This is a genomic window from Amycolatopsis sp. 195334CR (genome assembly GCF_017309385.1).
Classification (GTDB): domain Bacteria; phylum Actinomycetota; class Actinomycetes; order Mycobacteriales; family Pseudonocardiaceae; genus Amycolatopsis.
The window spans coordinates 54,765-76,782 of sequence record NZ_JAFJMJ010000003.1; the positions used below are offsets into that span (position 1 = coordinate 54,765).

The 22,018-nt window shown below is 72.5% G+C and carries 21 protein-coding genes and 1 pseudogene; 8 read left to right on the top strand and 14 right to left on the bottom strand.

The annotated features are described in order from the left end of the window. Nucleotides 1-4 precede the first annotated feature (4 nt). Nucleotides 5-244, top strand: a complete 240-nt coding sequence (locus JYK18_RS37320) for a PASTA domain-containing protein (protein ID WP_206808398.1) — start codon at nt 5-7, stop codon at nt 242-244. Nucleotides 245-262: 18 nt separating this feature from the next. Here the strand turns inward: JYK18_RS37320 and JYK18_RS37325 are convergent, their stop codons facing one another. Beyond that, complete coding sequence (locus JYK18_RS37325) at nt 263-625, bottom strand: hypothetical protein (RefSeq protein ID WP_206808400.1); 363 nt, start codon at nt 623-625, stop codon at nt 263-265. 31 nt (nt 626-656) lie between these two features. After that, nucleotides 657-1,811, bottom strand: coding sequence for a TetR/AcrR family transcriptional regulator (locus tag JYK18_RS37330; RefSeq protein WP_206808402.1), 1,155 nt, complete (start codon nt 1,809-1,811; stop codon nt 657-659). 172 nt (nt 1,812-1,983) lie between these two features. Between JYK18_RS37330 and JYK18_RS37335 the strand changes: the two genes are divergently transcribed. Beyond that, a complete protein-coding gene (locus JYK18_RS37335; protein ID WP_206808404.1) occupies nt 1,984-3,546 on the top strand; it encodes a long-chain-fatty-acid--CoA ligase in 1,563 nt (520 codons plus the stop codon). Here JYK18_RS37335 and JYK18_RS37340 read toward each other — a convergent pair. Both JYK18_RS37340 and JYK18_RS37345 read right to left on the bottom strand, forming a co-directional pair. After that, a complete protein-coding gene (locus JYK18_RS37340) occupies nt 3,497-4,570 on the bottom strand; it encodes an alcohol dehydrogenase catalytic domain-containing protein (protein ID WP_206808407.1) in 1,074 nt (357 codons plus the stop codon). The genes JYK18_RS37335 and JYK18_RS37340 overlap by 50 nt on opposite strands. Next, complete coding sequence (locus JYK18_RS37345) at nt 4,567-5,052, bottom strand: DUF4334 domain-containing protein (protein WP_206808408.1); 486 nt, start codon at nt 5,050-5,052, stop codon at nt 4,567-4,569. The genes JYK18_RS37340 and JYK18_RS37345 overlap by 4 nt, the downstream gene beginning before the upstream one ends. Before the next feature lie 141 nt (nt 5,053-5,193). Between JYK18_RS37345 and JYK18_RS37350 the strand changes: the two genes are divergently transcribed. Then, entirely contained in the window at nt 5,194-6,390 is a 1,197-nt protein-coding gene (locus JYK18_RS37350) for an oxygenase MpaB family protein (protein ID WP_206808410.1), read from the top strand. Here JYK18_RS37350 and JYK18_RS37355 read toward each other — a convergent pair. Genes JYK18_RS37355 through JYK18_RS37390 form a run of 8 tightly spaced genes read right to left on the bottom strand, consistent with a single transcriptional unit; the run spans nt 6,362 to nt 13,264 of the window. After that, a complete protein-coding gene (locus JYK18_RS37355) occupies nt 6,362-7,729 on the bottom strand; it encodes a dipeptidase (RefSeq protein WP_206808412.1) in 1,368 nt (455 codons plus the stop codon). The genes JYK18_RS37350 and JYK18_RS37355 overlap by 29 nt on opposite strands. A gap of 3 nt (nt 7,730-7,732) precedes the next feature. Further along, the gene (locus JYK18_RS37360) at nt 7,733-8,152 is read right to left on the bottom strand and encodes a hypothetical protein (RefSeq protein WP_206808414.1); all 420 of its coding nucleotides are present in this window, start codon (nt 8,150-8,152) and stop codon (nt 7,733-7,735) included. After that, nucleotides 8,149-9,582, bottom strand: a complete 1,434-nt coding sequence (locus JYK18_RS37365; RefSeq protein ID WP_206808423.1) for an APC family permease — start codon at nt 9,580-9,582, stop codon at nt 8,149-8,151. The genes JYK18_RS37360 and JYK18_RS37365 overlap by 4 nt, the downstream gene beginning before the upstream one ends. Before the next feature lie 58 nt (nt 9,583-9,640). Continuing rightward, nucleotides 9,641-10,789 (bottom strand): M24 family metallopeptidase, encoded by a 1,149-nt coding sequence (locus JYK18_RS48150; RefSeq protein ID WP_206808425.1) that lies wholly within the window; start codon nt 10,787-10,789, stop codon nt 9,641-9,643. Between the two features lie 9 nt (nt 10,790-10,798). Beyond that, complete coding sequence (locus JYK18_RS37375; protein WP_206808427.1) at nt 10,799-11,236, bottom strand: DUF6292 family protein; 438 nt, start codon at nt 11,234-11,236, stop codon at nt 10,799-10,801. An 8-nt stretch (nt 11,237-11,244) separates the two neighbouring features. Continuing rightward, entirely contained in the window at nt 11,245-11,745 is a 501-nt protein-coding gene (locus JYK18_RS37380; RefSeq protein ID WP_206808428.1) for a DUF1269 domain-containing protein, read from the bottom strand. Then, the gene (locus JYK18_RS37385) at nt 11,742-12,791 is read right to left on the bottom strand and encodes an AI-2E family transporter (protein ID WP_307796237.1); all 1,050 of its coding nucleotides are present in this window, start codon (nt 12,789-12,791) and stop codon (nt 11,742-11,744) included. The genes JYK18_RS37380 and JYK18_RS37385 overlap by 4 nt, the downstream gene beginning before the upstream one ends. After that, nucleotides 12,788-13,264: a hypothetical protein gene (locus JYK18_RS37390; protein WP_242583919.1), complete on the bottom strand. Its 477-nt coding sequence runs from the start codon at nt 13,262-13,264 to the stop codon at nt 12,788-12,790. The genes JYK18_RS37385 and JYK18_RS37390 overlap by 4 nt, the downstream gene beginning before the upstream one ends. Before the next feature lie 270 nt (nt 13,265-13,534). On the opposite strand from JYK18_RS37390, the gene JYK18_RS37395 reads away from it, so the two are divergent. The 4 genes from JYK18_RS37395 to JYK18_RS37410 all read left to right on the top strand — a co-directional run bounded on the left by JYK18_RS37395 (nt 13,535) and on the right by JYK18_RS37410 (nt 18,497). Then, entirely contained in the window at nt 13,535-13,744 is a 210-nt protein-coding gene (locus tag JYK18_RS37395) for a hypothetical protein (RefSeq protein ID WP_206808429.1), read from the top strand. 61 nt (nt 13,745-13,805) lie between these two features. Next, a complete protein-coding gene (locus JYK18_RS37400; RefSeq protein WP_206808430.1) occupies nt 13,806-16,505 on the top strand; it encodes a LuxR C-terminal-related transcriptional regulator in 2,700 nt (899 codons plus the stop codon). A gap of 108 nt (nt 16,506-16,613) precedes the next feature. After that, entirely contained in the window at nt 16,614-18,005 is a 1,392-nt protein-coding gene (locus JYK18_RS37405; RefSeq protein ID WP_206808432.1) for an MFS transporter, read from the top strand. A 9-nt stretch (nt 18,006-18,014) separates the two neighbouring features. Next, the gene (locus JYK18_RS37410; protein ID WP_206808434.1) at nt 18,015-18,497 is read left to right on the top strand and encodes a potassium channel family protein; all 483 of its coding nucleotides are present in this window, start codon (nt 18,015-18,017) and stop codon (nt 18,495-18,497) included. Here JYK18_RS37410 and JYK18_RS37415 read toward each other — a convergent pair. Together JYK18_RS37415 and JYK18_RS37420 are read right to left on the bottom strand one after the other, a co-directional pair. Then, nucleotides 18,488-19,180: a hypothetical protein gene (locus JYK18_RS37415; RefSeq protein WP_206808435.1), complete on the bottom strand. Its 693-nt coding sequence runs from the start codon at nt 19,178-19,180 to the stop codon at nt 18,488-18,490. The genes JYK18_RS37410 and JYK18_RS37415 overlap by 10 nt on opposite strands. 153 nt (nt 19,181-19,333) lie before the next feature. Continuing rightward, complete coding sequence (locus JYK18_RS37420; RefSeq protein ID WP_206808436.1) at nt 19,334-19,744, bottom strand: hypothetical protein; 411 nt, start codon at nt 19,742-19,744, stop codon at nt 19,334-19,336. A gap of 179 nt (nt 19,745-19,923) precedes the next feature. Here JYK18_RS37420 and JYK18_RS47190 point away from each other — a divergent pair. Then, nucleotides 19,924-21,237, top strand: a pseudogene (locus JYK18_RS47190) (BTAD domain-containing putative transcriptional regulator); the annotation flags it as partial. Nucleotides 21,238-22,018: the final 781 nt, after the last annotated feature.

A 22,018-nucleotide genomic window follows, 5' to 3' on the forward strand; every position in this document is an offset into this window, starting at 1 on the left:
GCACATGGACGAGCGTCGTCACGCGGATGTGGTCACTGTCCCGGACGTCGTGGGCATGACCGTGCGGGATGGCCGCAGGGTGGCGACCGAGGCCGGGGTCGCGCTGGCGCAGCCGGATCCGGACGGGCCGCCGCTCGGCGCGCTGACCTGGCCCGGTGTCTGGGTGATCACCGCACAGGACCCGCCACCGGGCAGCCAGTTGTACCGCTGGGACAGCGTGCGGGTCTGGTTCCGCCGCGGTTGATCCGCCACCGGTGCGGGCTCAGGAGAGACAGCGCAGCCACACCACCCGCGGCCCGCCGGGGCCTTCGTGCGGCTCGGCGTCCACGATGCCGAGCCGCACCCGGGTTTTCTTGGTGGTGTCGGTGCCCACGCACGTCGGGCCGCCGGTCCCGTCGTGCCAGAGGTTGGTGTGGTCGGCCCAGTAGGCACCCACCACGATGTAGGAGTTGCCCTCGCGTGAGTCATCGCTGTCGTGCAGGGAAATCGTGGTGCCCGCCGCGTCCGGCATCGCCCAGCCTTCGATGACCTCGGGTGTGGCGGTGTGCCGGTTCACGCCCCACCAGACCCCGAACGCGACCACCGCGACCAGCCCCACCAACACCGGCGCCATGAATCGCCTCATGACCCACCCCCTCGCATCACGAGAGATCAGATCAGAGACCCAGCGCTCCGACAAGCAGGGCGGCCACCGCATCCCGGTGTTCCCGTGTGTCCTCCCATCGCAGGCGCCGGCCCGCTTCGACGACCACGCCGAAACCCGCGTGCACCAGTACCCGCGCTTGCCGCGAATCCAGGTCCGGGCGGGCCGAGCGCAGGTGCTGTTCCCAGATCGCGATGTGCTCGCGCTGCGCGGTGACCAACGGGCGCCGCAGGTTCGCCGGGAGACCCACCAACTCGGCATTCGCGACGCTGGTCAGGGCCGTGTGCTCGAAGCTGTAGGCGACGTACGTCGCGCTCAGGGTGGCGACTGCTTCGTGGGGATCGCTTACGTCACCCAGGTTTTGCTCCACCGCTTGCGCGAGCAGCGCCGCCGCCTGGAGGCACGCGGCGGCCAGGATGTCCGCCTTGCCAGGGAAGTACCGGTACAACGCAGACGGGACCAGCCCCACCGCTTCGGCGATCTTCGCGTTGGTGACGTTCGTGAAGCCGTCCTGTTCGAACAAAGTTATCGCGGCTTCGAGGATTTCCGAACGCCGGGTGCGGGCGGTGGGCCTGGCGGGCAGGTCGACAAAGCGGCCGCCGACAAGCGGGTTGGTGGCGAGCACCCGGGTCGCGGACGCGACCAGCAACTCCTCCAGGCGCCGCTGGGCGATGGACACGCGGTGCATCGTGATCGAGCCGATCGCGCCGAGGGCGGCCGCCGCACGGAGGTCCTCCTCCGGCAAGGGGTGCTCGGCCCGCGCCGCCTCCCTGACGCGCTCGACGATGTGCCTGAACTTCGCCGCCAGCACGTGCCGGTCGTCCCGGTCCAGGAAGCGCGACTCCCACCGGTACAGCCCGCTCGAAGCGCGGTGGGTCAGGGTGAGCCGGGTCGCCGCGGTGAGCACCTCGGCCAGCGCCCCCTCCGGCGGCACCTCGTCGATCGCGGCCGCCAGCCGGTCCACCATCAGGTTCGCGCACTCGGCGAACAACGCGTACTTGTTCGGGAAGTGCCGGTACAGCGCCGCCGCGGTGATGCCCACGCCGGCGGCGATCTCCTCCATGGACGCCGCGTGGTACCCGCGCTCGCTGAACACCCGGCCCGCCGCCTCGACGATCAGCTGCCTGCGGTTGCGCGGCCGGACGGCCGCCGCCGACTCCGCGGTCACTGCGGCACCCGGGCGGACGGACGCGGGAACGAAGCCATAAGCCAGTCAACCACGACCGGCGCGGTGGCGGGCGAGCGGCGGGCGCCGTGTGATTCTCGATTAACTTAGTGCTTCTCAACCGGGGATCCACCAGGCATAATGGCGCCACTCGAACCAACCCAAGGAGTGGCCGATGTCGAATGCCGAGGTCCCCGCCTGGTCCTTCCGCCACCACTGGATGGCGCACACGGCGACGCACGCGCTGATGCGACCGGACAAGCCCGCGCTGCGCTACCTCGGGGAGACCACCACCTGGGCGCAGCTGTCGCGGCGGTCCCGGCAGCTCGCCGCCGCGCTCGCCGGCCGGGGCGTCGCCGACGGCGACCGCGTGGCGCTGCTGACCCTGAACCACCCGTGGTTCGTCGAGAGCGTGCTCGCGGCGAACAGCCTGGGCGCCATGGCCGTCCCGCTCAGCTTCCGGCTCGCACCGCTGGAACTCGACTACATCCTGGCCGACTGCACGCCGAGCGTGGCCATCGTCGACGCCCGGCTCCTCCCGCTGCTCCAGGCCGCCCCCGCCGCCGCGTCGATCGGCACGGTGGTGGTCATCGGCGGGGAAACCGAGGAAGAACCCTACGAGGAGTTCCTCGCCGCCCACGAGCCGATCGAGCTGCCCGACGTCAGCGAGGAGACGACCGCGCTGATCATGTACACCTCGGGCACCACCGGCCGCCCCAAGGGCGTGCTGCTCTCCCACCGCAACATGCAGTTGCAGGCGATGACCTGCATCCGCGCGATGAAGATGTTCGACGACTCCGACGTCGGCTTCCTGACCGCGCCCTTCTTCCACATCGCCGGCCTCGGCTCGATCGTGGCGAACCTCCTGGTCGGCGGCACGGTGGTGATCCACCCGCTGGGCGCCTTCGACCCGAAGGCGGTGCTCGACGCCTACGAGCGCGAGGGCGCCACCGTGGTGTTCAACGTGCCGCAGCAGTGGGACCTGATCTGCGCGCAACCGGACATCGAGCAGCGCGACCTGAAACTGCGGATCATCAGCTGGGGCGCCGCGCCCGCCAGCGACTCGACGCTGCGCGCGATGGCCGAGAAGTTCCCCGGCGCGCTGAACGTGGCCGTGTTCGGGCAGACCGAGACCTCGCCGATCACCTGCGTGCTCAGCGGCGAGGACTCGCTGCGCAAGCTCGGCTCGGTCGGCAGGCCGATCCCGACCATCCAGTACCGCATCGTCGACGAGGCGATGAACGACGTGGCCGTCGGCGACGTCGGCGAGATCGTCTACCGCGGCCCCACCGTGACGCAGGGGTACTGGAAGAAGCCGCGGGAGACCGAGGAGGCCTTCGCCGGTGGCTGGTTCCACTCCGGCGACCTGGTCAAGCAGGACGAGGAGGGCTTCGTCTGGGTGGTCGACCGCAAGAAGGACATGATCATCAGCGGCGGCGAGAACATCTACTGCGCCGAGGTCGAGAACGCGATCGCCGCGCACCCGGCGGTGCGGGAGGTCGCCGTGGTCGGCCGCGCCGACGAGCGCTGGGGCCAGGTGCCGGTCGCCTACGTCGCCCTCGCTCCCGACACCACCCTGTCGATGCCGGAGCTGACCGAGTTCCTCGACGGGCGCCTCGCGTCCTTCAAGCGCCCCAAGGATCTCGTGGTCGTCGCCGAACTCCCCCGCAACGCGGGCGGCAAGGTGGTCAAGGGCGCGTTGCGCACCCTGGACGAGAAGGCACCAGCACCGGCTTGAGCACCCGGCCCGCCCGCTGGTCGGCGACCGCCCGGTCGTACTCGGCCAGCGGGTAGGCCGTCACCAGCCGGTCGAGGGGCAGGCGCCCGTCCCGGTACCGCCGGGCCAGTTCGGGCACGAGCACCGCGGGCTCGGCGTCGCCCTCGACGCACCCGCGCAGCTGGAGTCCGCGCAGCATCAGCGATCGCACGTCCAGCGTCGCTTCCCGGGGGCCGAGCCCGACCAGCGCCAGCACCCCGCGCGGGGCGAGCAGGTCGAGCACGCGGGCGATCAGCTCGGGCCGTCCCGTGGTGTCGAGCGTGTGGGTCACCGGCGGGATCGGCTCGTCCAGCGACGCGACGGCCTTGGCCCCCAAGGAACCGGCGAGCTCCCGTCGCGCGGCGACGGGTTCCGCCACCACGACTTCGACGCCTTCGGACAGGGCGGTCAGCATCGCCGCGGCGCCCACGCCACCGCCGCCGACCACCAGCAGCCGGTCACCCGGCACGGGCCGCAGCGCGTTGAGGACCGCGCCCGCGCCGGTCAGGAACCCGCAACCCAGTGGCGCGGCGATTTCCGGGGCCAGGTCGCCGACCCGGACGCAGGAGCGGGCGGCCACCACCGCGGCCTCAGCGAAGGACGACTGCCCGAAGAAGGCCCCGAACACCGGCTCACCGTCGACGCGGATCGTCGGTGAGCCGTCCGGCCGCGCCCCCGAGTTGTTCAGCGCGTTCGCCGAGCCGCAGTAAGCCGGTTGGCCCGCACGGCATTGCGCGCAAGCACCGCAGGACGCGAACGAGAGGACCACCCGGTCCCCCACCGCCAGCGTGCCGACCCCCGCGCCCAGCCGCTCGACGACGCCGCAGCCCTCGTGCCCGAGCACGGCGGGCCGGTCCCCGAGCGCCCGCCGGGTGACCAGATCGGTGTGGCACACGCCGACCGCCTCGATCCGGACGATCACCTCGTCCGGGCGCGGATCGTCCAGTTCGGCCTCGACCACCTCGCTCGGCCCCGTGCCGCGCGAGAGCAGGACCGAGGTCCTCAATCGCGTTCCAGGCCGAAGTAGAAGTGGCGGCCGTCCGCGAGCGCGACGCCCGGCTTGCCGTTCATCACGCCCATCAGCGTGGTGTCGTCGACGCGTTTGAAGTGGTCGAAGACCGGCATGCCGTCGTACACCATGGTGGCGGTGACCTCGCCGCGGAACTCGACGTTCCACAGGCTCGCCTCGCCCTTGCCCGCCAGGGTGTCGGAGTAGAGGCTGCCGTCCTCGGCGCGGCAGATCAGCGGCTTGGCGTCGTCCAGCGCGACGAACCGCTTGCCGTGCCACCGGCTGCTCGCCAGCACCTTCTCGATCGGGTGACCGGTGGAGAAGGCGAACCCCCGCCACGAGCCCAGGATCGACGCGGCGTCGACGACTTCGAGCGCCGCCCAGACCGCGTCGAGCCGGTCCGGATCCACCCTTCCCGGTGCCGCGCGCAGTTCCCGCCAGTCCTCCAGCACGGACGTCCGGCTCTGCTCGGTGGTCATCCTGGCTCCTCCGGGGTAGCGGATCCGATTCAGCCGCGAGAGCCCTTGCCGACCGGCTACCCGCGTCGCTATGTTAACGAAGAGTCTCGCGCTTGATCAAGCGGCAGCGCTCCATACCTACCGAGGAAGCTAGGTAAGTAAATGAGCAATCTCAGCAGAAGGAACGTACTGTCCCTCGGCGTCGCGCTGGGCCTGGTGGGTGCGGCCGGCGCGGTACCCGGCCTGGCCTCGGCGGCGTCGGCCCAGGCGGCCGCGGGCGACCCGTGGTGGGTCTGGGACGACGAGATCGACGGCATCATGGCCCGGATCCTCGACGCCGGCGGCGTTCCGGCGGTCAACACCGCGATCAAGCCGTGGGTGAACAACAACCACGCGCTGCCGAGCGGGCTGCCCGCCGACCTCTCCGGTTACCTCGGGAAGGTCAACAAGCTGCCGTCCTGGGCGAACCAGTCGAAGCTGCGCCTGGCCGCCGACTTCAACCGGCGCAAGGACACCTACCTGTTCATGCTCTACGGCCTCGGCAGCGGCATCATGAGCACGGTCATCCCGCGCGAGGCCAAGTCGGTGTACTGGTCCGCGGGTGGCGCCGACATGCAGGACCGCGCGGCGAAGACCTTCACCTTCGGCTACGACCTGGCCGACCTCAACGCCTTCGAGCCCAGCGGCCAGTTCGTCGTCACCGCCAACAAGACGCGCCTGGTGCACGCCGCGGTCCGGCACCTGCTGCCGCAGTCGCCGCACTGGTCGGCGGTGGCGGACGAGCCGGACCGCATCCCGATCAGCAACGGCGACATCCTGGTCACCTTCCACAGCCTCGGCACCTTCGTGCACAAGAAGCTCAAGGACTGGAAGGTGCCGATGACCGCGGCGGAGGAGGACGCCTTCCTGCACTCGTGGCAGGTCGCCATCCACCTGCTCGGCGTGCGGCCGGAGTTCATCCCGAAGACCTGGGCCGAGGCCTACGCGCAGTCGGGGCAGGCGCTCACGCCCATCCTCGCGCCGTCGTTCGAAGGCAAGGAACTCGCCGAGGACCTGCTCGGCCTGACCGCGCAGATCGATCTCGGGGTGACCAGGGGTTTCCTCAACGAGTTCGTGCGGTACCTGCTCAGCGACGAGATCGGCGACTGGCTGAACCTGCGCCGGGACTACGCCGCGAAGGCCGTGATCCAGACCGGGTGGCCCGCCTACATCGCCTTCCGCGAGGGCCTGATCCCGATCATGCCGGTCGGCTTCTACATGTTCGACCAGCTGATCCGCGCGATCGCGATGCTGTTCCTCAACAAGGTCACCTCGCCGACCACCACGCCGATCACCATCCCGACCGGGAACCGCCCCTGACCGCGGTGGCGTAGGCACGCAGGAACAACGCCTCGGCCAGGGCCACGGCCGCGATCTCGCCGGGGTCCACGCTCTCGTTCGGCGCGTGGATCAGCGAGCGGGGGTCCTCCACGCCCATCAGGATGATCTCCGCTTCGGGATAGGTCTCGGCGAGCACCGTGCAGAGCGGGATCGAGCCGCCCTGGCCGAGGGTGGTCGGCGCGACGCCGTACGCCTCCGCCATCGCCCCGGCCATCGCCCGGTGGGCGGGGCCGTCGACGGTGGTGGCGAACGGCGCGCCCGAAGCCTCGGTCCGCACGGTGACCTTCGTGCCCCAGGGCGCGGCCGTGTGGAGGTGGTCGATGAGCGCGACCTCGGCGGCCCGGAGGGCGGTGCCCGGCGGGACGCGGAGGTTCAGCCGCGCCGCGGCCCTGGGGGTGATGGCCGCCGCCGAACCCCGTACCGGCGGGCAGTCGATGCCGAGAACGGTCACCGCCGGGCGCGCCCACAGCTGGTCGGCGACGGTGCCGTCGCCCAGCAGCGACACGTCCGGCAGCACCCCGGCGTCGGTGCGGAACTCCTCGGCCGGGTACGGCTCCCCGTGCCAGGTCTGCCCGGCGGGCAGCCCGGCGATCGTGGTGTTGCCCGCGGCGTCGCGCAGGGTCGCCAGCACCGCGACGAGCGCGGCGAGCGCGTCCGGCGCCGGGCCGCCGTACATTCCCGAGTGGACGGCCGAGTCCAGCGCCTCCACGGTCAGCACCACGTTCACCATGCCGCGCAGGCTGACCGTCACCGCCGGCTTGCCCACCGCGGCGTTCCCGGTGTCGCACACCAGGATCGCGTCGGCGCGGAGCAGGTCCGGATAGTCGGTGACGAAGTCCTCCAGCCCGCCGGTCCCCTGCTCCTCGCTGCCTTCGACGACCACCTTCAGGTGGACGGGCAGGTCGTCGCCGAGTGCGCGCAACGCGGTCAGGGTGGCGATGATGTTGCCCTTGCAGTCCGCCGCGCCGCGGCCGTGCCAGCGACCGTCCACTTCGGTCAGCACGAACGGCGGGGTGTGCCAGGCGGACTCGTCCACCGGCGGCTGCACGTCGTAGTGGGTGTAGAGCAGCACGGTGGGCGCGGCGGGATCACCGCACAGCCGGGAGCCGAGCACGGCCTGGCTGCCGTCCGCGGTTTCCACCAGCCGGGCGTCGTCGAAGCCGGCCCCGGCGAACGCGTCGCGGACCCACTGGGCCGCGCGCAGGCACTCCCGCGGCGGGTACCGCACGGGATCGGCGACCGACTGGATCGCGACCAGGTCGGCGAGATCGAGGCGGGCCAGCGACATCAGCCCGGTCACGTGCGCGCGCAAGTCCATGGCTCACTCCGAATTCTGTGCGGTGCGAAGGCCGTCGACGTAGTCTTCGAACTCCGACAACCGGTCCGGGCAGTAGATGGCGATCACCGCGAGCTGGCCCGCGGCGAGCTTGTCCCCGGCCAGGACCGGCCGGGAACCGGGGCCGCCCGCGCCGTTCGACAACATGCCGAGCGACGCGGCCCGCTGTGCCGCGCCGACGGGGTCCGCGCAGACCGGGCCGCCGTCGTCGCCGAGCAGGCGCACCACCTGGTCCCGTTCCGGTACCGCGGTGCCCAGCTCCGTCAGCGCGGCGATCAGCCGGTCCGCCTTGTCCTCGGCCGCGCGGTTCGCCTTCCCGGCCCGCCACGCCGCCACCGCCAGCGCCATCAGCGCCACGGTCAGCGCGGCGACCACGGTGTAGAGCACGATGCGACCGGTGGTCATGACTCCTCCTCCGGCTGCCGCCACGACGGTTTGCGGAAGCGGTAGAACAGGAACGGCACCACGAGCCCGAGCCCGATCGCCCCGCCGGCGACGATCAGCACGTACACGGCGGTGTTGCCGGAACCGAACTGCGACGGCGGGACGAAGCCGACCAGCAGCGCCGCCAGCGAGGCGGTGAAACCGACCCCGCACAACCCGGTGAGCACGGGTGCGCGATAGCCCCGGGGATGGCCGGGTTCCTTGCGGCGCAACCGGACCGCGGCGACGAACAGCAGCAGGTAGGTGATCAGGTACACCTGCGTGGTGATCACCGAGAAGATCCAGTACGTGCTGGAGACGTCCGGGATGAACGCGTACAGCAGCGCGATCACCGTGGTGACCAAACCCTGTGCCACCAGGATGTTCTGCTGCACGCCGTGCTTGTTCCGCTTCTGCAGCACCGGCGGGAGGTAGCCCTCGTTCCGCGAGATGAGCAGCAGCCCCTTCGACGGCCCGGCGAGCCACGTCAGCATCCCGCCGAGCGAAGCGGCGACCAGCATCACGCCCACCACCGGTGTCAGCAGCTGCCAGCCGAACTGGGCGAACACCGCGTCGAACGCCTGCATCACGCCCGCGGTGAGCGAGAGTTCCCCGGCGGGCACCACCCAGCTGATCGCCAGCGCGGGCAGCACGAAGATCAGCAGTACCAGTCCCATCGCCAGGAACATCGACTTCGGGAACTGCTTCGCCGGATCGCGCAGCGAGGAGACGTGCACCGCGTTCATCTCCATCCCGGAGTAGGACAGGAAGTTGTTCACGATCAGCACCAGGCTGGCCAGCCCGGCCCACTCCGGCAGCAGTTCGCCCGCGGTCATCGGGGCCGCCGGGGCGTTTCCCTGGCCCAGGAACACAAAACCGAGGGCGACCAGGACGACGCCGGGCACGAGGGTGCCGATGACCAGGCCACCGCTCGCCAGCCCGGCGACGCCCTTGGTGCCGCGCGAGGAGATCCAGACCCCCGACCAGTAGGCGACCACGATCACCGTCGCGGTCCAGAGCCCGTTGCTCGCCAGCGCGGGGTCGAAGACGTAGGCGAGGGTGCTCGCGACGTAGCCGAGCAGGCTCGGGTAGTAGAAGATCGTCATCGCGAACTGGCACCAGACCGCGAAGAACCCCGCCGGGCGGGAGATCCCGCGGGCGACCCAGTTGTAGACCCCGCCCCGGTAGCCCGACGCGAGTTCGGCGGAGACGAGCGAGGTCGGCAGCAGGAAAACGAGTGCGGGTACCAGGTACAGGAACACGCACGCCAGCCCGTAGACCGCCATCGTCGGCGACGGCCGCAGGCTGGCCACGGAGCTGGTGGTCATCAAAGCCAGTGCCACCCAGGAAATCCAGGCGGCGGGCGGTCTCGTGCGCTCGGCGGAACGGTCCGGTGACCTGTGCTGAGTCATGGGATCAGCCTCCGGGTGACGCGGTGGCCCGCGCCTCGCCCGTCGCGTGTGAACGGAGCTAGCCGACCACGCGGAGGGCGTGCTCGGCGTGGGTGAGCCGCCGCCCGCCGTCGGGGGTGACGGTGACGATGTCCGCCAGGCGCACGCCGAAGCGGCCCGGCAGGTCGATGCCCGGTTCGAGGGAGAAGCACATCCCGGGTTCGAGGCGCTGCTCGGAACCGGGCAGCAGGAACGGCGGCTCGTCGGTGGTCAACCCGACGCCGTGGCCGGTGCGGTGGGTGCTCCGATCGCCGTAACCCGCGTCGCCGATCACCTCGCGGGCGACGCGATCGACCTGCCCGCACCGGATCCCGGGCCGCACCGCCTCGAACGCCGCCTGCTGCGCGGCGCGCACCACCTCGTGCACGCGCCGGAGTTCCGCGGCCGGTTCGCCGACCACGACCGTGCGGGTGGTGCCGGAGCCGTACCCGCACATCAACCCGCGGACGCCGAGCACGACCGCGTCACCGGGTCCGAGCACGCGGCCGGTGGGTCCCTGGTGCGCCCGGGCGCTGCGGGGCCCGGACCCGACGAACGCGCGGTCGACGCGGTCGTGCCCGAACCGCCGCAGCAACCGGGTCAGGTGCGCGGCGACCTCGACCTCCCGCCGGCCGGCGAAGGGCGTGCGGACGAGCTCGGCGTACGCCGCGTCGGCCGCCGCGCCCGCGGCGGTGAGCCGGAACAGCTCCCCGCCGTCCTTGACCGCGCGGAGGTGCGGCAGGCAGCCGGAAAGCCCCCCGTACCGGCTTCCCGGTACTGCCTGCCGCAAGCGCGCCGCGTGGCTCGCCCAGATGGCGTCGGACACCGCGAACACGCCACCCGCCTCCAGGTATTTTCCCGCCACCGCACAGGGATCGTGGTCCCAGCAGGCGATCCCGACGCCGAGCGCCGCCGCGGTCGCCGCCAGTCCGTCGCGTTCCCCGTCCGGGACGAGGAGCACCGGGGGCCGGTGCGTGGAGAGGATGAACAGGACCAGGCGCCGGGGTAGGCGTTCGTATCCGGTCAGCCAGACCAGGTCCGGGCCCGGTGCGACGAGCACGCCGTCCAGCCCCGCCGCCATCGCGCGCCGGATCGTCCGGCCGATCCGGCGCGCGTGGTCGGCCGCGGTGAACGGGGGCGGCGGCCACCGCGGCCCGCCTTCGATCGTGTCGTCCCGCTGGATGTCCACGGCCTCAAGCTAGGCGGGCCCCGGCTTCCGGGTGCTCACCCCGCACAGGTGAACCGGGGCCGCCCGGTGCCGGGGCACGGCGTACCCGGCCAGCCGCGCGAAAACCTCGCGGGCGTCCCCTCCCAGCGGCCGGTCGGGCCGGCCGGGCAGCTCGGCGCGGAACAGGCCGCGGTGGAAGGCGGCGACCGCCTCGGGCTCCGGCAGGACGTCGATCCCGTGGTACCGCAACACCCTCAGCACCCCGGTGGCGCGGGTGTGCAGTTCCGCCGCCCAGCCGCGTTCGGCGTCCCAGGTGAACACCACGTCGCGGCCGGGGAACCAGCGCAGGCGGCCGGTCAGGGCGAGGCAGGCGCTCGCCGGGTGGTCCGGGTGCACGGCGGCGGTGTCCACCGCCGGGCCCAGCGCGGCGGCCACCGACCGGACGTACCGCCGCAGCCCGGTGGCCACCGGCCCGGTCAGGACGGCACCTCCTCGTTCGCGAAGACCTCCCGCAGCGCCTCCTCCTGCTCCGGGGTCAGGCTGGTGAACACCAGCTCCGGCGGGTCGTCGGCGAAGACGTCGGAGATCCGGTCGATCACCGCGTCGGAGGTGAGCAGGAACAGCGCCGAGGTGCCCGGGCTGAGCCGCTCCTTGATCCGCCGGATGAGGTCGTCGTCGATGCCGACGTCGCTCAGCGCGCCCCCGGCGGCGCCCGCGGCGGCCCCGACCGCCGCACCCGCCAGCGGCATGAGGAAGAGCAGGCCGAACAACATGCCCCAGAACGCACCGGAGAGCGCGCCGCGGCCGGCCAGGTCGTGCAACTGCCGCAGTTTCGGCCGTTTGCGGTCCAGCGGCCAGGACACCACGGCGGCGTCGTGGACGGAGACGAGCCGTTCCCTGGCCAGTTCCTCCACCCGGCGCGAGGCGAGTTTCGCCCCGTCCGGTGAGTCGAACCGCCAGATGGTCAGCGTGGTCATGATCGATGTCCTTTCTCCGATTTGGCGGTCCGCAGGAGCGCGGCCGCCCATTCCGCCCGCGGGTCGACGTCGACCAGCACGGCCATCACCAGCAAGGTCGCCGGCACCGCGAGCAGCGCGCCGAGCGGACCCAGCACCCAGGCCCAGAAGACCAGCGACACGAACGTCAGCACCGCCGAGAGCCCCACGGCGTCCCCGACGTACCGGGGCTGGACCAGCGACTGGAGCACGAAGTTGAGCACCACGTAGACCCCGACGACGCTGAGCGTGGTGCCCCAGCCGCCGCTGAGCAGGCCCAGCAGCGCGGGTGGTGCGACGCCGAGCAGGAACCCGACGTTCGGGATGTAGTTGGTCACGAAGGAGAGCAGCCCCCACAGCACGGGCAGCGGGATTCCCAGCCACAGCAGGGCGATCGTGTCGAGCACCGCGACCGCGGCGCCGAAGGCCGTGGTCACCACCAGGAACCGGCGGGTCTTGCCGGTGAACCCGGCCAGCGCGACGCGGACCCGGGGCCGCGCGCGTCCGACGGCTTCGAGGCGGCCGCCGACGGTCCCGGTCTCGACGCTGAAGAACAGCAGCAGCGCCAGCAGGAACACGATGCTCGTGGTCACCGCGGTCAGCTCGCCGAGCAGCGCCGCCGCGGACGAGGCCAGCTCGCCGGGGTCGATCGAGTGCACGAGCGCGTCGAACTGCTCCGGGCCGATCCCCCAGGCGCGCAACCGATCCGCGGCCCCGGCGCGCAACGCGCGCGCTCGTTCGGTGTAGCCGGGCAGCAACGCCGCCAGCCGGACCAGCGAACCCACCACCACCGCGGTGAACACCAGGAACACCCCGTACACCGCGGTCACCAGGGTGGCGGTGGCGAGCCAGGCGGGCAGTCCCCGGCGGCGCAGCCACCGGTGCACCGGGCTGACCACGATCACCATGACCAGCGCGAGCAACACCGGTGCCACCAGCCAGGCCGCCGCGCGGAGCCCGGCCACCACGACCACCGCCGACGCGGCACCCAGCAGCACCACCAGCCCGCGGGGCAGCGGGCCGGTCACCCGATCTCTTCGCCACCGCGGACGATGACCGCCCAGATGACCACCACGCACAGCCCGATCACCAGCAGCGACCACAGTGGCTGGACGGTGAGGAAGGCCAGTTGCGCGGTGGCGTTGAAGATCAGCAGCACCACGGTGACCACGCGGGCCCACTGCGCGCCGCCGAGCAGCGCCGCCCCGGTGAGCACCACCAGCACGCCGACGGCGGTGTGCAGCCAGGCCCAGGCGGTCAGGTCGAGCACCAGCACCGCGGTGGGCGCCACCAGGTAGTAGTCGTCGGTGATCAGCCCCGCCAGGCCCTCGATCACGTTGAACGCGCCGATCAGCACCATCATCGCGCCGGCGAAGGCGATCCACCCGCTGCGCACCACGCCGTGGCGGGTGGAGCGGCCGGGTGAGCGCGCCAGGCGCCATTCAGCGGACACGTCGTTGACGTCGGCAACGTCACCGTAATGCTGCTGGTGCTCGCTCATCTGCTTTCCTCTCGTCGGTGAATTTCCCGGCGCGGTCACCGTCGCACCGGTACCGCCGGGACCACTTCGCCCAGTGCGGGCGAGACCGGGAATCCACATCGGCGGCGACCGCATTCCCGGCCCCGCGCACTAATGCTGGTTTTTCCGCGCCCGCGCACCCGCCGCGATCGACCATTCACCCGGCACGGGCGAGGTACGGCTCACCGGTGCACCAGCACGATGGCCGCAGCCGGCAGGCAGCGGCCGGGCGGCATGGCGGAGGAGGCCGGTATGAGCGGTTCGGGCAAGCGCGGGCGCACCGGAATGGCGATCGCCGGGGTGGTGGTCTCGCTCGTGCTCACCACCCGGGAAACCGAACCCGGACAACCGGGGGTTTCCGGCCCGGCCGCCGCCGAAGTGGTGGTCGCCGAATGCCTCGGCGCTTTCACGAAGCTGGCGAGGGCGGTATTCCTGCTGGCCGCGGCCGCTCCGGAAAGATAACGCCTCGCACTATTTTCCGACGAAACTCGATCAGTGCCCGGAAACAGGGAGAAAAATGCAGATGGCGCAGGTGCACGGTACCGCTTTCCCCGGCCGTGCCGTACCGCACGGAGCAAGACCCCGGCCGCACGAGATCGCCCCGCCCGCGGTCGTCGCGGCGGCCAAGGTCCGCATTCCGGCGGCCCCGCCCGCGGTACTGGTCCGGGAACGGCTGCACACCCTGCTCGACGCCGCGGTGGCCGAGGCGGACACCGGTCCCCCGGTGACCGTGGTGTGCGCGCCGGCCGGTTCCGGCAAGACCACCATGCTCGCCACCTGGGCGCGGCACCGGGTCGACCGGTCCGGTGCGCACGTGGCCTGGGTTTCGCTGGACGCGGAGGACAACGACGTCGTTCTACTGTGGACGGCCGTGGTCCGCGCGCTGGAGCACGCCGGTGCCTGGCCCTCCGGTGCCGGGCCGACCCCGCCGCCCGGTGAACCGCACGGCTCGTTCGTGGCCAGGCTCGGCACCGCGCTCGAGCGGCTGGCCAAACCCGTGGTGCTCGTCCTCGACGGCGTGCACGACCTGCACTCCGACGGCGCCGTGCGCACGGTGAACTTCCTCCTGCGCCACTGCCCGGCGACCATGCCGGTGGTGCTGGCGACGCGGTTCCCGCCGCCGCTGATCCTGCCCCGGCTCCGGCTGGAGGGACGGCTGCGCGAGATCGGGCCGGACATGCTCACCTTCACCCCGGTCGAGGCCCGCCTGCTCTACCTCCGCGACGGCGTCCGGCTCACCGACGCCGAACTCGCCCTGCTGATGGAGCGGACCGAGGGCTGGGCGGCCGCGCTCCGCCTCGCCGCGATCGGCCTGGACGCCGGGCAGCCGCACGGGGAACTGATCAGCCGCCTCACCGGTGACGACCACTTCGTCGCCGACTACCTGCTCGGTGAGGTCGTCACCCGCCAGCCGGAGGACGTCCAGCGGTTCATGCTGGCGACCTGCGTCTGCCGCACCTTCCCGGCGCGGCTGGCCGCCAAGCTGTCCCGGCAGGAGAACGCCGGGCAGATCCTCGACTGGCTGGAACGCACCGGCGTGGTCACCGCCGCGCACGACCGCGACGGGGCCAGCTACCGCTACCACCCCCTCCTGCGCGGGTACCTGCGCGCGGAACTGGGCAGGCGCGACGTTTCCGCGCTGCACCGGCTGCACCGCACCGCCACCGGCTGGTACCTCGCCGCGGGTGACGAACTGCGGGCGATCGAGCACTCCGCCCGCGCCGGGGACAACGACCTGCTCACCCGCCTGCTCGCGAAGCACGGCCTCGCCCGCGTGCTCGCGGGCGACGGCCGGCGGCTGGGCCGGGTGCTCGACGCCGTACCGGGCCACGTGCTCGGCAGGCCGTCGGTGGCCCTCGTGGCCGCGGCGACCGCACTGGAACTGGGTGACGTGCTCGCCGCGGACCACCTGCTCCGGTCCGTGGACGGGGCCGCGTACCCGTTGCGCACCCAGCGCCTGCGGGCCCTGCGCGCCACCATCGAGGTGCACCGGGCCCGCCTGCGCGGCGACACCACCGAAGCGCTGAACGCGCTCAAGTCCACCCGGGCGGGCCAGACCGGTGATCTCGACGTGGACCTGTTCGCCCACCTCAACCGCGGCATCGCGGCGGTGTGGACGGGAAACCACGAGGCCGCCGAGGCGGACCTGACCGAGGCGCTGCGGCTGGCCGTCGCCGAAGGGCGGGACGCGGCGCGGTTGCAGTGCGAAACGCAGCTCGCCGCACTGGCCGGCGCCCGGGGCGACCTGGCCACCGTGGGCACGCGGGCCAGGGCCGCGCTGGCCATCGCGAAGGACCGGACCTGGGAAAGCACTTCGCGCTGCGCCTACACCTACGCGCTGCTGGGCGTGGAGGCCCACGAGCGGCTGGAGGACGAGCGGGCGGCACGGCTGGCCGGGCTGGCCACCGAACTGCTGGCTGCGCCGGTCGATCCCAGCATCGAACTGTTCGTGCGCACCCTCGGCGCGCTGGTCGAGTTCGGCACCGCCGACGACCCGCACCAGGTGGTGGCCGCGCTGCGGGAGCACTGGCAGCGGCTGGGCGATCGGTCCATCGTGCCCGCGCTGGTCGCCTACGCCGCCCCGGCCCAGCAGCGGATGGCGCTGCTGGTCGGCGAGTACCCGTGGGCGGCCGACGTGCTGCGGCAGGTGACCGATCTGCTCGGCGACGGTGGTGAGCAGGCGCTGCTGCGCGCGATCCTGCACGCCCACCGCGGCAAGGCCGGTTCGACGCGGCGGGTGCTGGAACCCCTGCTGGCCCAGCGGTTGCCGGTGGTGTCCCCGGCCACGCTGGTGCACGGCTGGTTGCTCGAAGCGCAGCTCGCCGCCCGGTGCGACGAGGAGCACCGGGCCCACGAAGCGCTCACCGAGGCGCTTTCGCTGGCGGCCCCGCACGAGGCGCTGCGGGCGTTCCGCGACGCCGGCCAGGCCGTGCGGTCCCTGCTCGCCGGCGGCGCGGGGCGGTTCGGCAGGCTCGACGCGTTCGCCGCCAGGGCGCTGGCGGAGATCCCGGTGACCGCCGCCGATCCCACCGACGGGCTGACCGAACGGGAGCAGGCGCTGCTGACCGAGCTGCCGTCCATGCGCACGGCGGAGGAGATCGCGAACACGATGTTCGTCTCGGTGAACACGGTGAAGACGCACCTGCGCGGCATCTACCGCAAGCTCGGCGTCAACCACCGCCGCGACGCGATCACCGTCGCCCGCACGCGCGGGTTGTTGTGACGTGGTCGCCGCACTGGTGTTGTTCGCGGTGCTGATGATCGGGCCGCTGCTGCTGGAACGGCTGGAGCGCCGGGTGCTCCGTCCGTCCACAACGGACGATGAGTCCCGGTGAGCGCCCGCTCCGGAGTGCTCGTGGTGACGTGTGCTTCGACGCTGGTGGTGAACGCGAACACCTCGGCGGTCAGCATCCTGCTGCCCGCCATCGGCGAGGACGTCGGGGTGGGACCGTCGACCCTGCGGTGGGCGGTGACGGGGTACTCGCTCGTCGGCGCCGCGGTGATCGTGACCGGCGGGGTGCTCGGCGACATCGCGGGACGGCGGCGGGTTTTCGCCGGCGCGCTGGGGTTGTTCGTGGTGTCGTGCGTGCTGATCGCGCTGGCGCGCACCGGCGCGGGGGTGATCGCCGGGCGCCTGCTCCAGGGCGCGGCGGGGTCGACGCTGGTGGCGTGCGGGCTGAGCCTGCTCACGGTGGCGACTTCCGGCCCGGCGCAGGTGCGGGCGGTTTCCTTGTGGGGCGCGGCTTCCGCGGTCGGCGCCGCCGCCGGGCCGCTGGCCGGGGGCGCGCTGGCCGGTTCGATCGGCTGGCAGGCGCTCTTCTGGATCGACGCCGCGATCGCGGCGGCCTGCGTACCGCTGACGGTGCGCACGGTCGCCGAGTCGCGCGACCCGGATCGCCCGCGTGCCATCGACTTCGCCGGCCTGCTGCTCCTCGCCGGGGTGCTGGTGCCGTTCGTGCTGGCGCTCGGCGAAGGGCCGGACTGGGGCTGGACCTCGGCGGCGACGCTGGGCTGCTTCGCCGTCTCGGCCGCCTCGCTGGCCGGGTTCGCCGCGGTCGAGCGGCGGGTGCGCGCCCCGCTGGTGGAGCCGCGGTTGCTGCGCAATCGCGTGCTCGTCGCGGCGACCGCGGCGATCCTCATCGTGGCCGGCGCGCTCAACGGCCTGATGTACGTGCTGAGCCTGTACTTCCAGGATCCGGCGGGCCTGGCGATGAGCCCGCTGGCCGCCGGGCTCGCCACCCTGCCCGCCGCCGCGGGGCTGGTGGTCGTCGCGCCGTTCGTCGGTCCGCTGGCCACACGCTTCGGCACGCGCACCGTGGTCACCGCCGGGTTCGCGCTCACCACCGCCGGTTTCGCGCTGCTGGCCACGCGCTCCGGTTACGCGGGCCTCGTGCTGCCCCTCCTCGCGATCGCGGTGGGCATGGGGTTCGCCAACGGGTGCGCGTCCTCGGCCGCGACCGCCGCGGTGCCGGTGAACGAGGCCGGCGCCGCGTCGGGCATCTCCAACATGGCCCGCTACGTCGGCGCCGCCCTCCTGGTCGCCGCGACCGCGACGAGCTACGGCACCGCGGGCTTCGCCCGATCGGCCCTGGTGCTGGCCGCCGTTTCGGCGCTGGGCATCGTGCTCGCGCTTTGTTACGGTCGCCACCGCCCGCCCCCCAGCGGCGCGGCGAACCGCGTCGCCGCGGCGGCCGGGGTCGCGCACACCATTCCGGGAAGCTGAGGTCAGCGCATGCCCGTCGGGGCCGTCGTGCGGCCACTCGTGACGGCCGGCCTGCTGCTCACCGCGTACTACCTGCTCCCGGTGGACCGGCGACTGACCGGCTGGCACGCGGCCGGGCTGATCGCCGGGCTGTGCCTGGTGATCGCCGTCGTCGCCTGGCAGGTCCGGCTGATCTCCCGCGCGAAGTACCCGGCCCTGCAAGGGGTTCAGGCACTAGCGCTGAGCGTGCCGCTGTTCCTGCTGCTCTTCGCCAACACCTACTACCTGCTCTCGCACACCCTGCCGCCGAGCTTCACCGAACCGCTGACCAGGACCGACGCCCTCTACTTCACCGTCACCGTGTTCGCCACCGTCGGCTTCGGCGACATCGCACCGGTCAGCCAGGCCGCGCGCGTGCTGGTCACCGTCCAGATGGTCGGCAACCTGCTGGTGCTGGGCGCGGCCCTGCGCGTGATCGTCACCGCCGTGCAGCGCAGGCGGCGTCAGGAGTAGGTCACCGAGAACTGGTTGGTGCGGAAGTCCAGGCCGCCGCTGGACGAGGTGATCTCGTAGCCGAACTGGGCCCGGCTCAGCGTGACGTCACCGAACCAGGCGCGGGCGCGGATCCAGTTCATGATCGCGAGGATGTCGACCGTGCCCGCGGTGGTGTTCGACCGGCGGAGGAAGGAGAAGACCTGCGCCGAACCGTGGGAACCGCGGTAGACGGCCCAGTCGTGCCCGCCGACCGTGGCGTTGGTCTGGAAGGTACCGATCGGCCCGATCGGGCCGGTCTGGTTCATCCACAGCATGATCTCGTAGGCGTGGTCGTCGGCCCAGATGTCGTAGGTGCTGGTGTGGGCGCCGCTGCCGGGCACGGTGACGTTGAAGCTGCTCGACACGCTGTTGAGCGAACTGAGCCGCCGGTTCACCTGCCGGGTGGCGTTCGGGTAGGACTTCACGCCGCCGGTGTTGGGGTGGTTGGCCCAGACACCCCAGTTGCCGTACGAGTTGGCCCAGATGGTCTGCGGGCCGCCGCCGTCGCCCCAGATGTTGTTGTAGAGGGTGTAGCCGCCGTTGTCCCAGGTGGCCCAGCGGTCGGCGGAACTCCAGGTCGCCGCCATGGCCGGGGACGGCAGTGCGGTGAACACCAGTGCCAGCACCAGTGCGGTGATCGCCGGGCGGGTGAACTTGACCATGACCGACTCCTTCGTCGCTGACCGTCGAAGCGCTTCGACGGTAGACCAGCGGCGCGAGCCTTGGCCAGCGAACTCCGGCCCACCGGATCTGCTCGCCCCGGGGCGTCCCCCGGGCGCGGACACCCTCCTCCGCGCCCGGGGAACCGCCGGTGCTCAGCCCTTGAAGTGGACCATTCCGGCGAAGGGCAACTGCACGCTCTGCGCGCGGATCTTGCCGGTCGCCAGCACGTAGCCCCAGGGCACGTTCGCGCTCCCGCTCTGCCCGCAGCCCAGGTCGTACCAGCCGCCCGCGCCGCTGGAATTGAAGCCCCAGCCCTGCACGCACACGGTCACGTCACCGTTGACCACGTTCCAGGTGTAGTTCTTGTTGTAGCCGGGGTACCCCGACGAGCCACAGCTGGAATTCGTGTCCGGGCCCCAGAACCCGGGCGGCGCCGCCGCGGTGCCGCCGCACTCCTGGATCCCGGCTTCCCCGGCCGAAGCCGCGGTGGCGCCGGCCATCCCGGAAAACACCGACAACGCGAATGCCGCGGTGGTCACCGCGGCCCTCATCTTCTTCCCCACAGGTACTCCACATTTTCCGTAAGGTGATCTCCGTACGGGCCACCGCTCTTCCCGGTCGTCATCCGCCGAGCCGGTGCCCCTGTCGGAAAATCCTGCCCGGCCGGGCTTGCAGGAAACTGGCACGCCCTTGCAGCGCACCGGATGGGCGGACGAACAATTCATCGGGGGATGAGAAACAAATGGAAGTGACGTTGCTGGGCAGTGTCGCGCTCCACTCCGGCGACGGACCGGTCGACACGGGCTCGGGCCGCCAGCGCTGCGTGCTCGCCGCACTGGCGGTGGACGCCGGTCAGGTGGTGCCCACCGCGCGCGTGGCCGAACGCGTCTGGGGGGCGACCCCGCCCCCGCGCGCGAGGGCGACGCTGCACAGCTACCTGTCCCGGCTCCGGCGCAGCGGCGCGGAGATCACCCACCGCAGCGGCGGGTACGTGCTGGAACTGCCTGCCGAGGCGATCGACCTGCACCGGTTCCGCGCGCTCACCGCACTGGCCAGGAACGCGACCCCGGCGGACGCGGTGCCCCTGCTGCGGGAGGCGCTCGGCCTGTGGCGCGGCGACGCGCTGGCCGGATTGGACGGTTACTGGGCGGCGGGCGAACGCGACCGCCTGCACCAGGAACGCGTCACCGCGGAGAACGAGCTGACCGACGCCCTGCTGGCCGAGGGCCGGGGCGAACAGCTGGTGGCCGGCCTGGCCGCCCGCGTCGCGGCGGCACCGCTGGAGCAGCGCACCACGGCCCAGTACCTGCGCGCGCTGCGGCAGACCGGGCGCGTGGCCGAGGCGCTGACCCACTACCAGGACTTCCGGCGCGGGCTGGTCGACGAGCTGGGCATCGAACCGGGACAGGCGGTGCAGGACGCGCACCGGGAGCTGCTCGGCGGCGGCGCCGAGGCCGGGCCGCCCCAGCTCCCCGTGCCGAGGCAGCTGCCGGCGCCGCCCCGCCACTTCGCCGGCCGCCACCCCGAGCTGGACCGGCTCGACATCGCCTTCGACGCCACCGCCGTGGCCATCGCGGGCACCGGCGGCATCGGCAAGACCTGGCTGGCGCTGCACTGGGCCCACCGCCACCTCGACCGGTTCCCGGACGGCCAGCTGTACGTGGACCTGCGGGGGTTCAGCCCGGACGAGGCACCGATGGAGCCCGGGGTCGCGGTCCGGGGGTTCCTCGACGCGCTCGGGGTGGCGGCGAACGCCACCCCCCAGGGCCTGCACGCCCAGGCCGCCCTGTTCCGGAGTCTGGTGCGGGACAAGGAACTGCTGCTGATCCTGGACAACGCCGCGGACAGCACCCAGCTCACCCACCTGCTGCCCGGCGGGACGAGCTGCACCGTGCTGATCACCAGCCGCGACCGGCTCCAGGGCCTCGTCGTCGAGCACGAGGTCCACCACCTCCGGCTCGAGACGATGTCCGACGAGGAAGCGGGCGCGGTGCTCGAAGCCCGGCTCGGTGCTCCCCGCGTCCCCGGTGAAGCCGCGGCGGTGCACGAGATCGTGCGCATGTGCGGGGGTTTCCCGCTCGCGCTGAGCATCGTGGCCAGCCAGCTCCACACGCGACCGGACGCCGGCGTCGCCACGCTGGCGGCGGAGCTGCGCGAAGCCGGCCTCGACGCGCTCGACGCCCCCGATCCCACCGCGAGCCTGCCCGGTGCCCTGTCGTGGTCCCGCGACCGGCTCACCCCGGCCCAGGCGCGCCTGTTCGCCCTGCTGGGCGTGGCCCCGGGCCCGGACATCGGCCTGCCCGGCGCCGCCCGGCTCGCGGACCTGCCCGTCCGCCGGGCCCAGGGCGAACTCCGCGCGCTGGAGCACGCGTCGCTGATCGACCTCGATGCCGCCGGCCGCTACACCATGCACGACCTCCTGCGCCGGTACGCCATCGACACCGCGAACGAGCTGCCCGCGGCGGAGACCGACGCCGCGGTGCGGCGGCTGGTGGACTTCTACGGCGCCGCCGCCCACGCCGCGGACCGGGTGCTCTCCCCCTACCGTCCACAAGTGACAGACGAGCGGCGGCCCGCGGCGGAGGTGCCCGAATTCCGCGACACGGCGGAGGCGCTGAGCTGGTTCGAGGGTGAGCACCGCTGCCTGCTCGCCGCGCAGCAGGCCGCCGCGGCGCGCCGGTGGCACCGGCAGGTGTGGGAGCTGGCCTGGTCGCTGGACACCTTCCACGCCCGCCGGGCGCACCGCCACGACGACCTGAACTCCTGGCGGACCGCGCTGGCCAGTGCCGAGCAGCTGGCCGATCCGGACATCCGGGCCACCACGCACCGGCTCACCG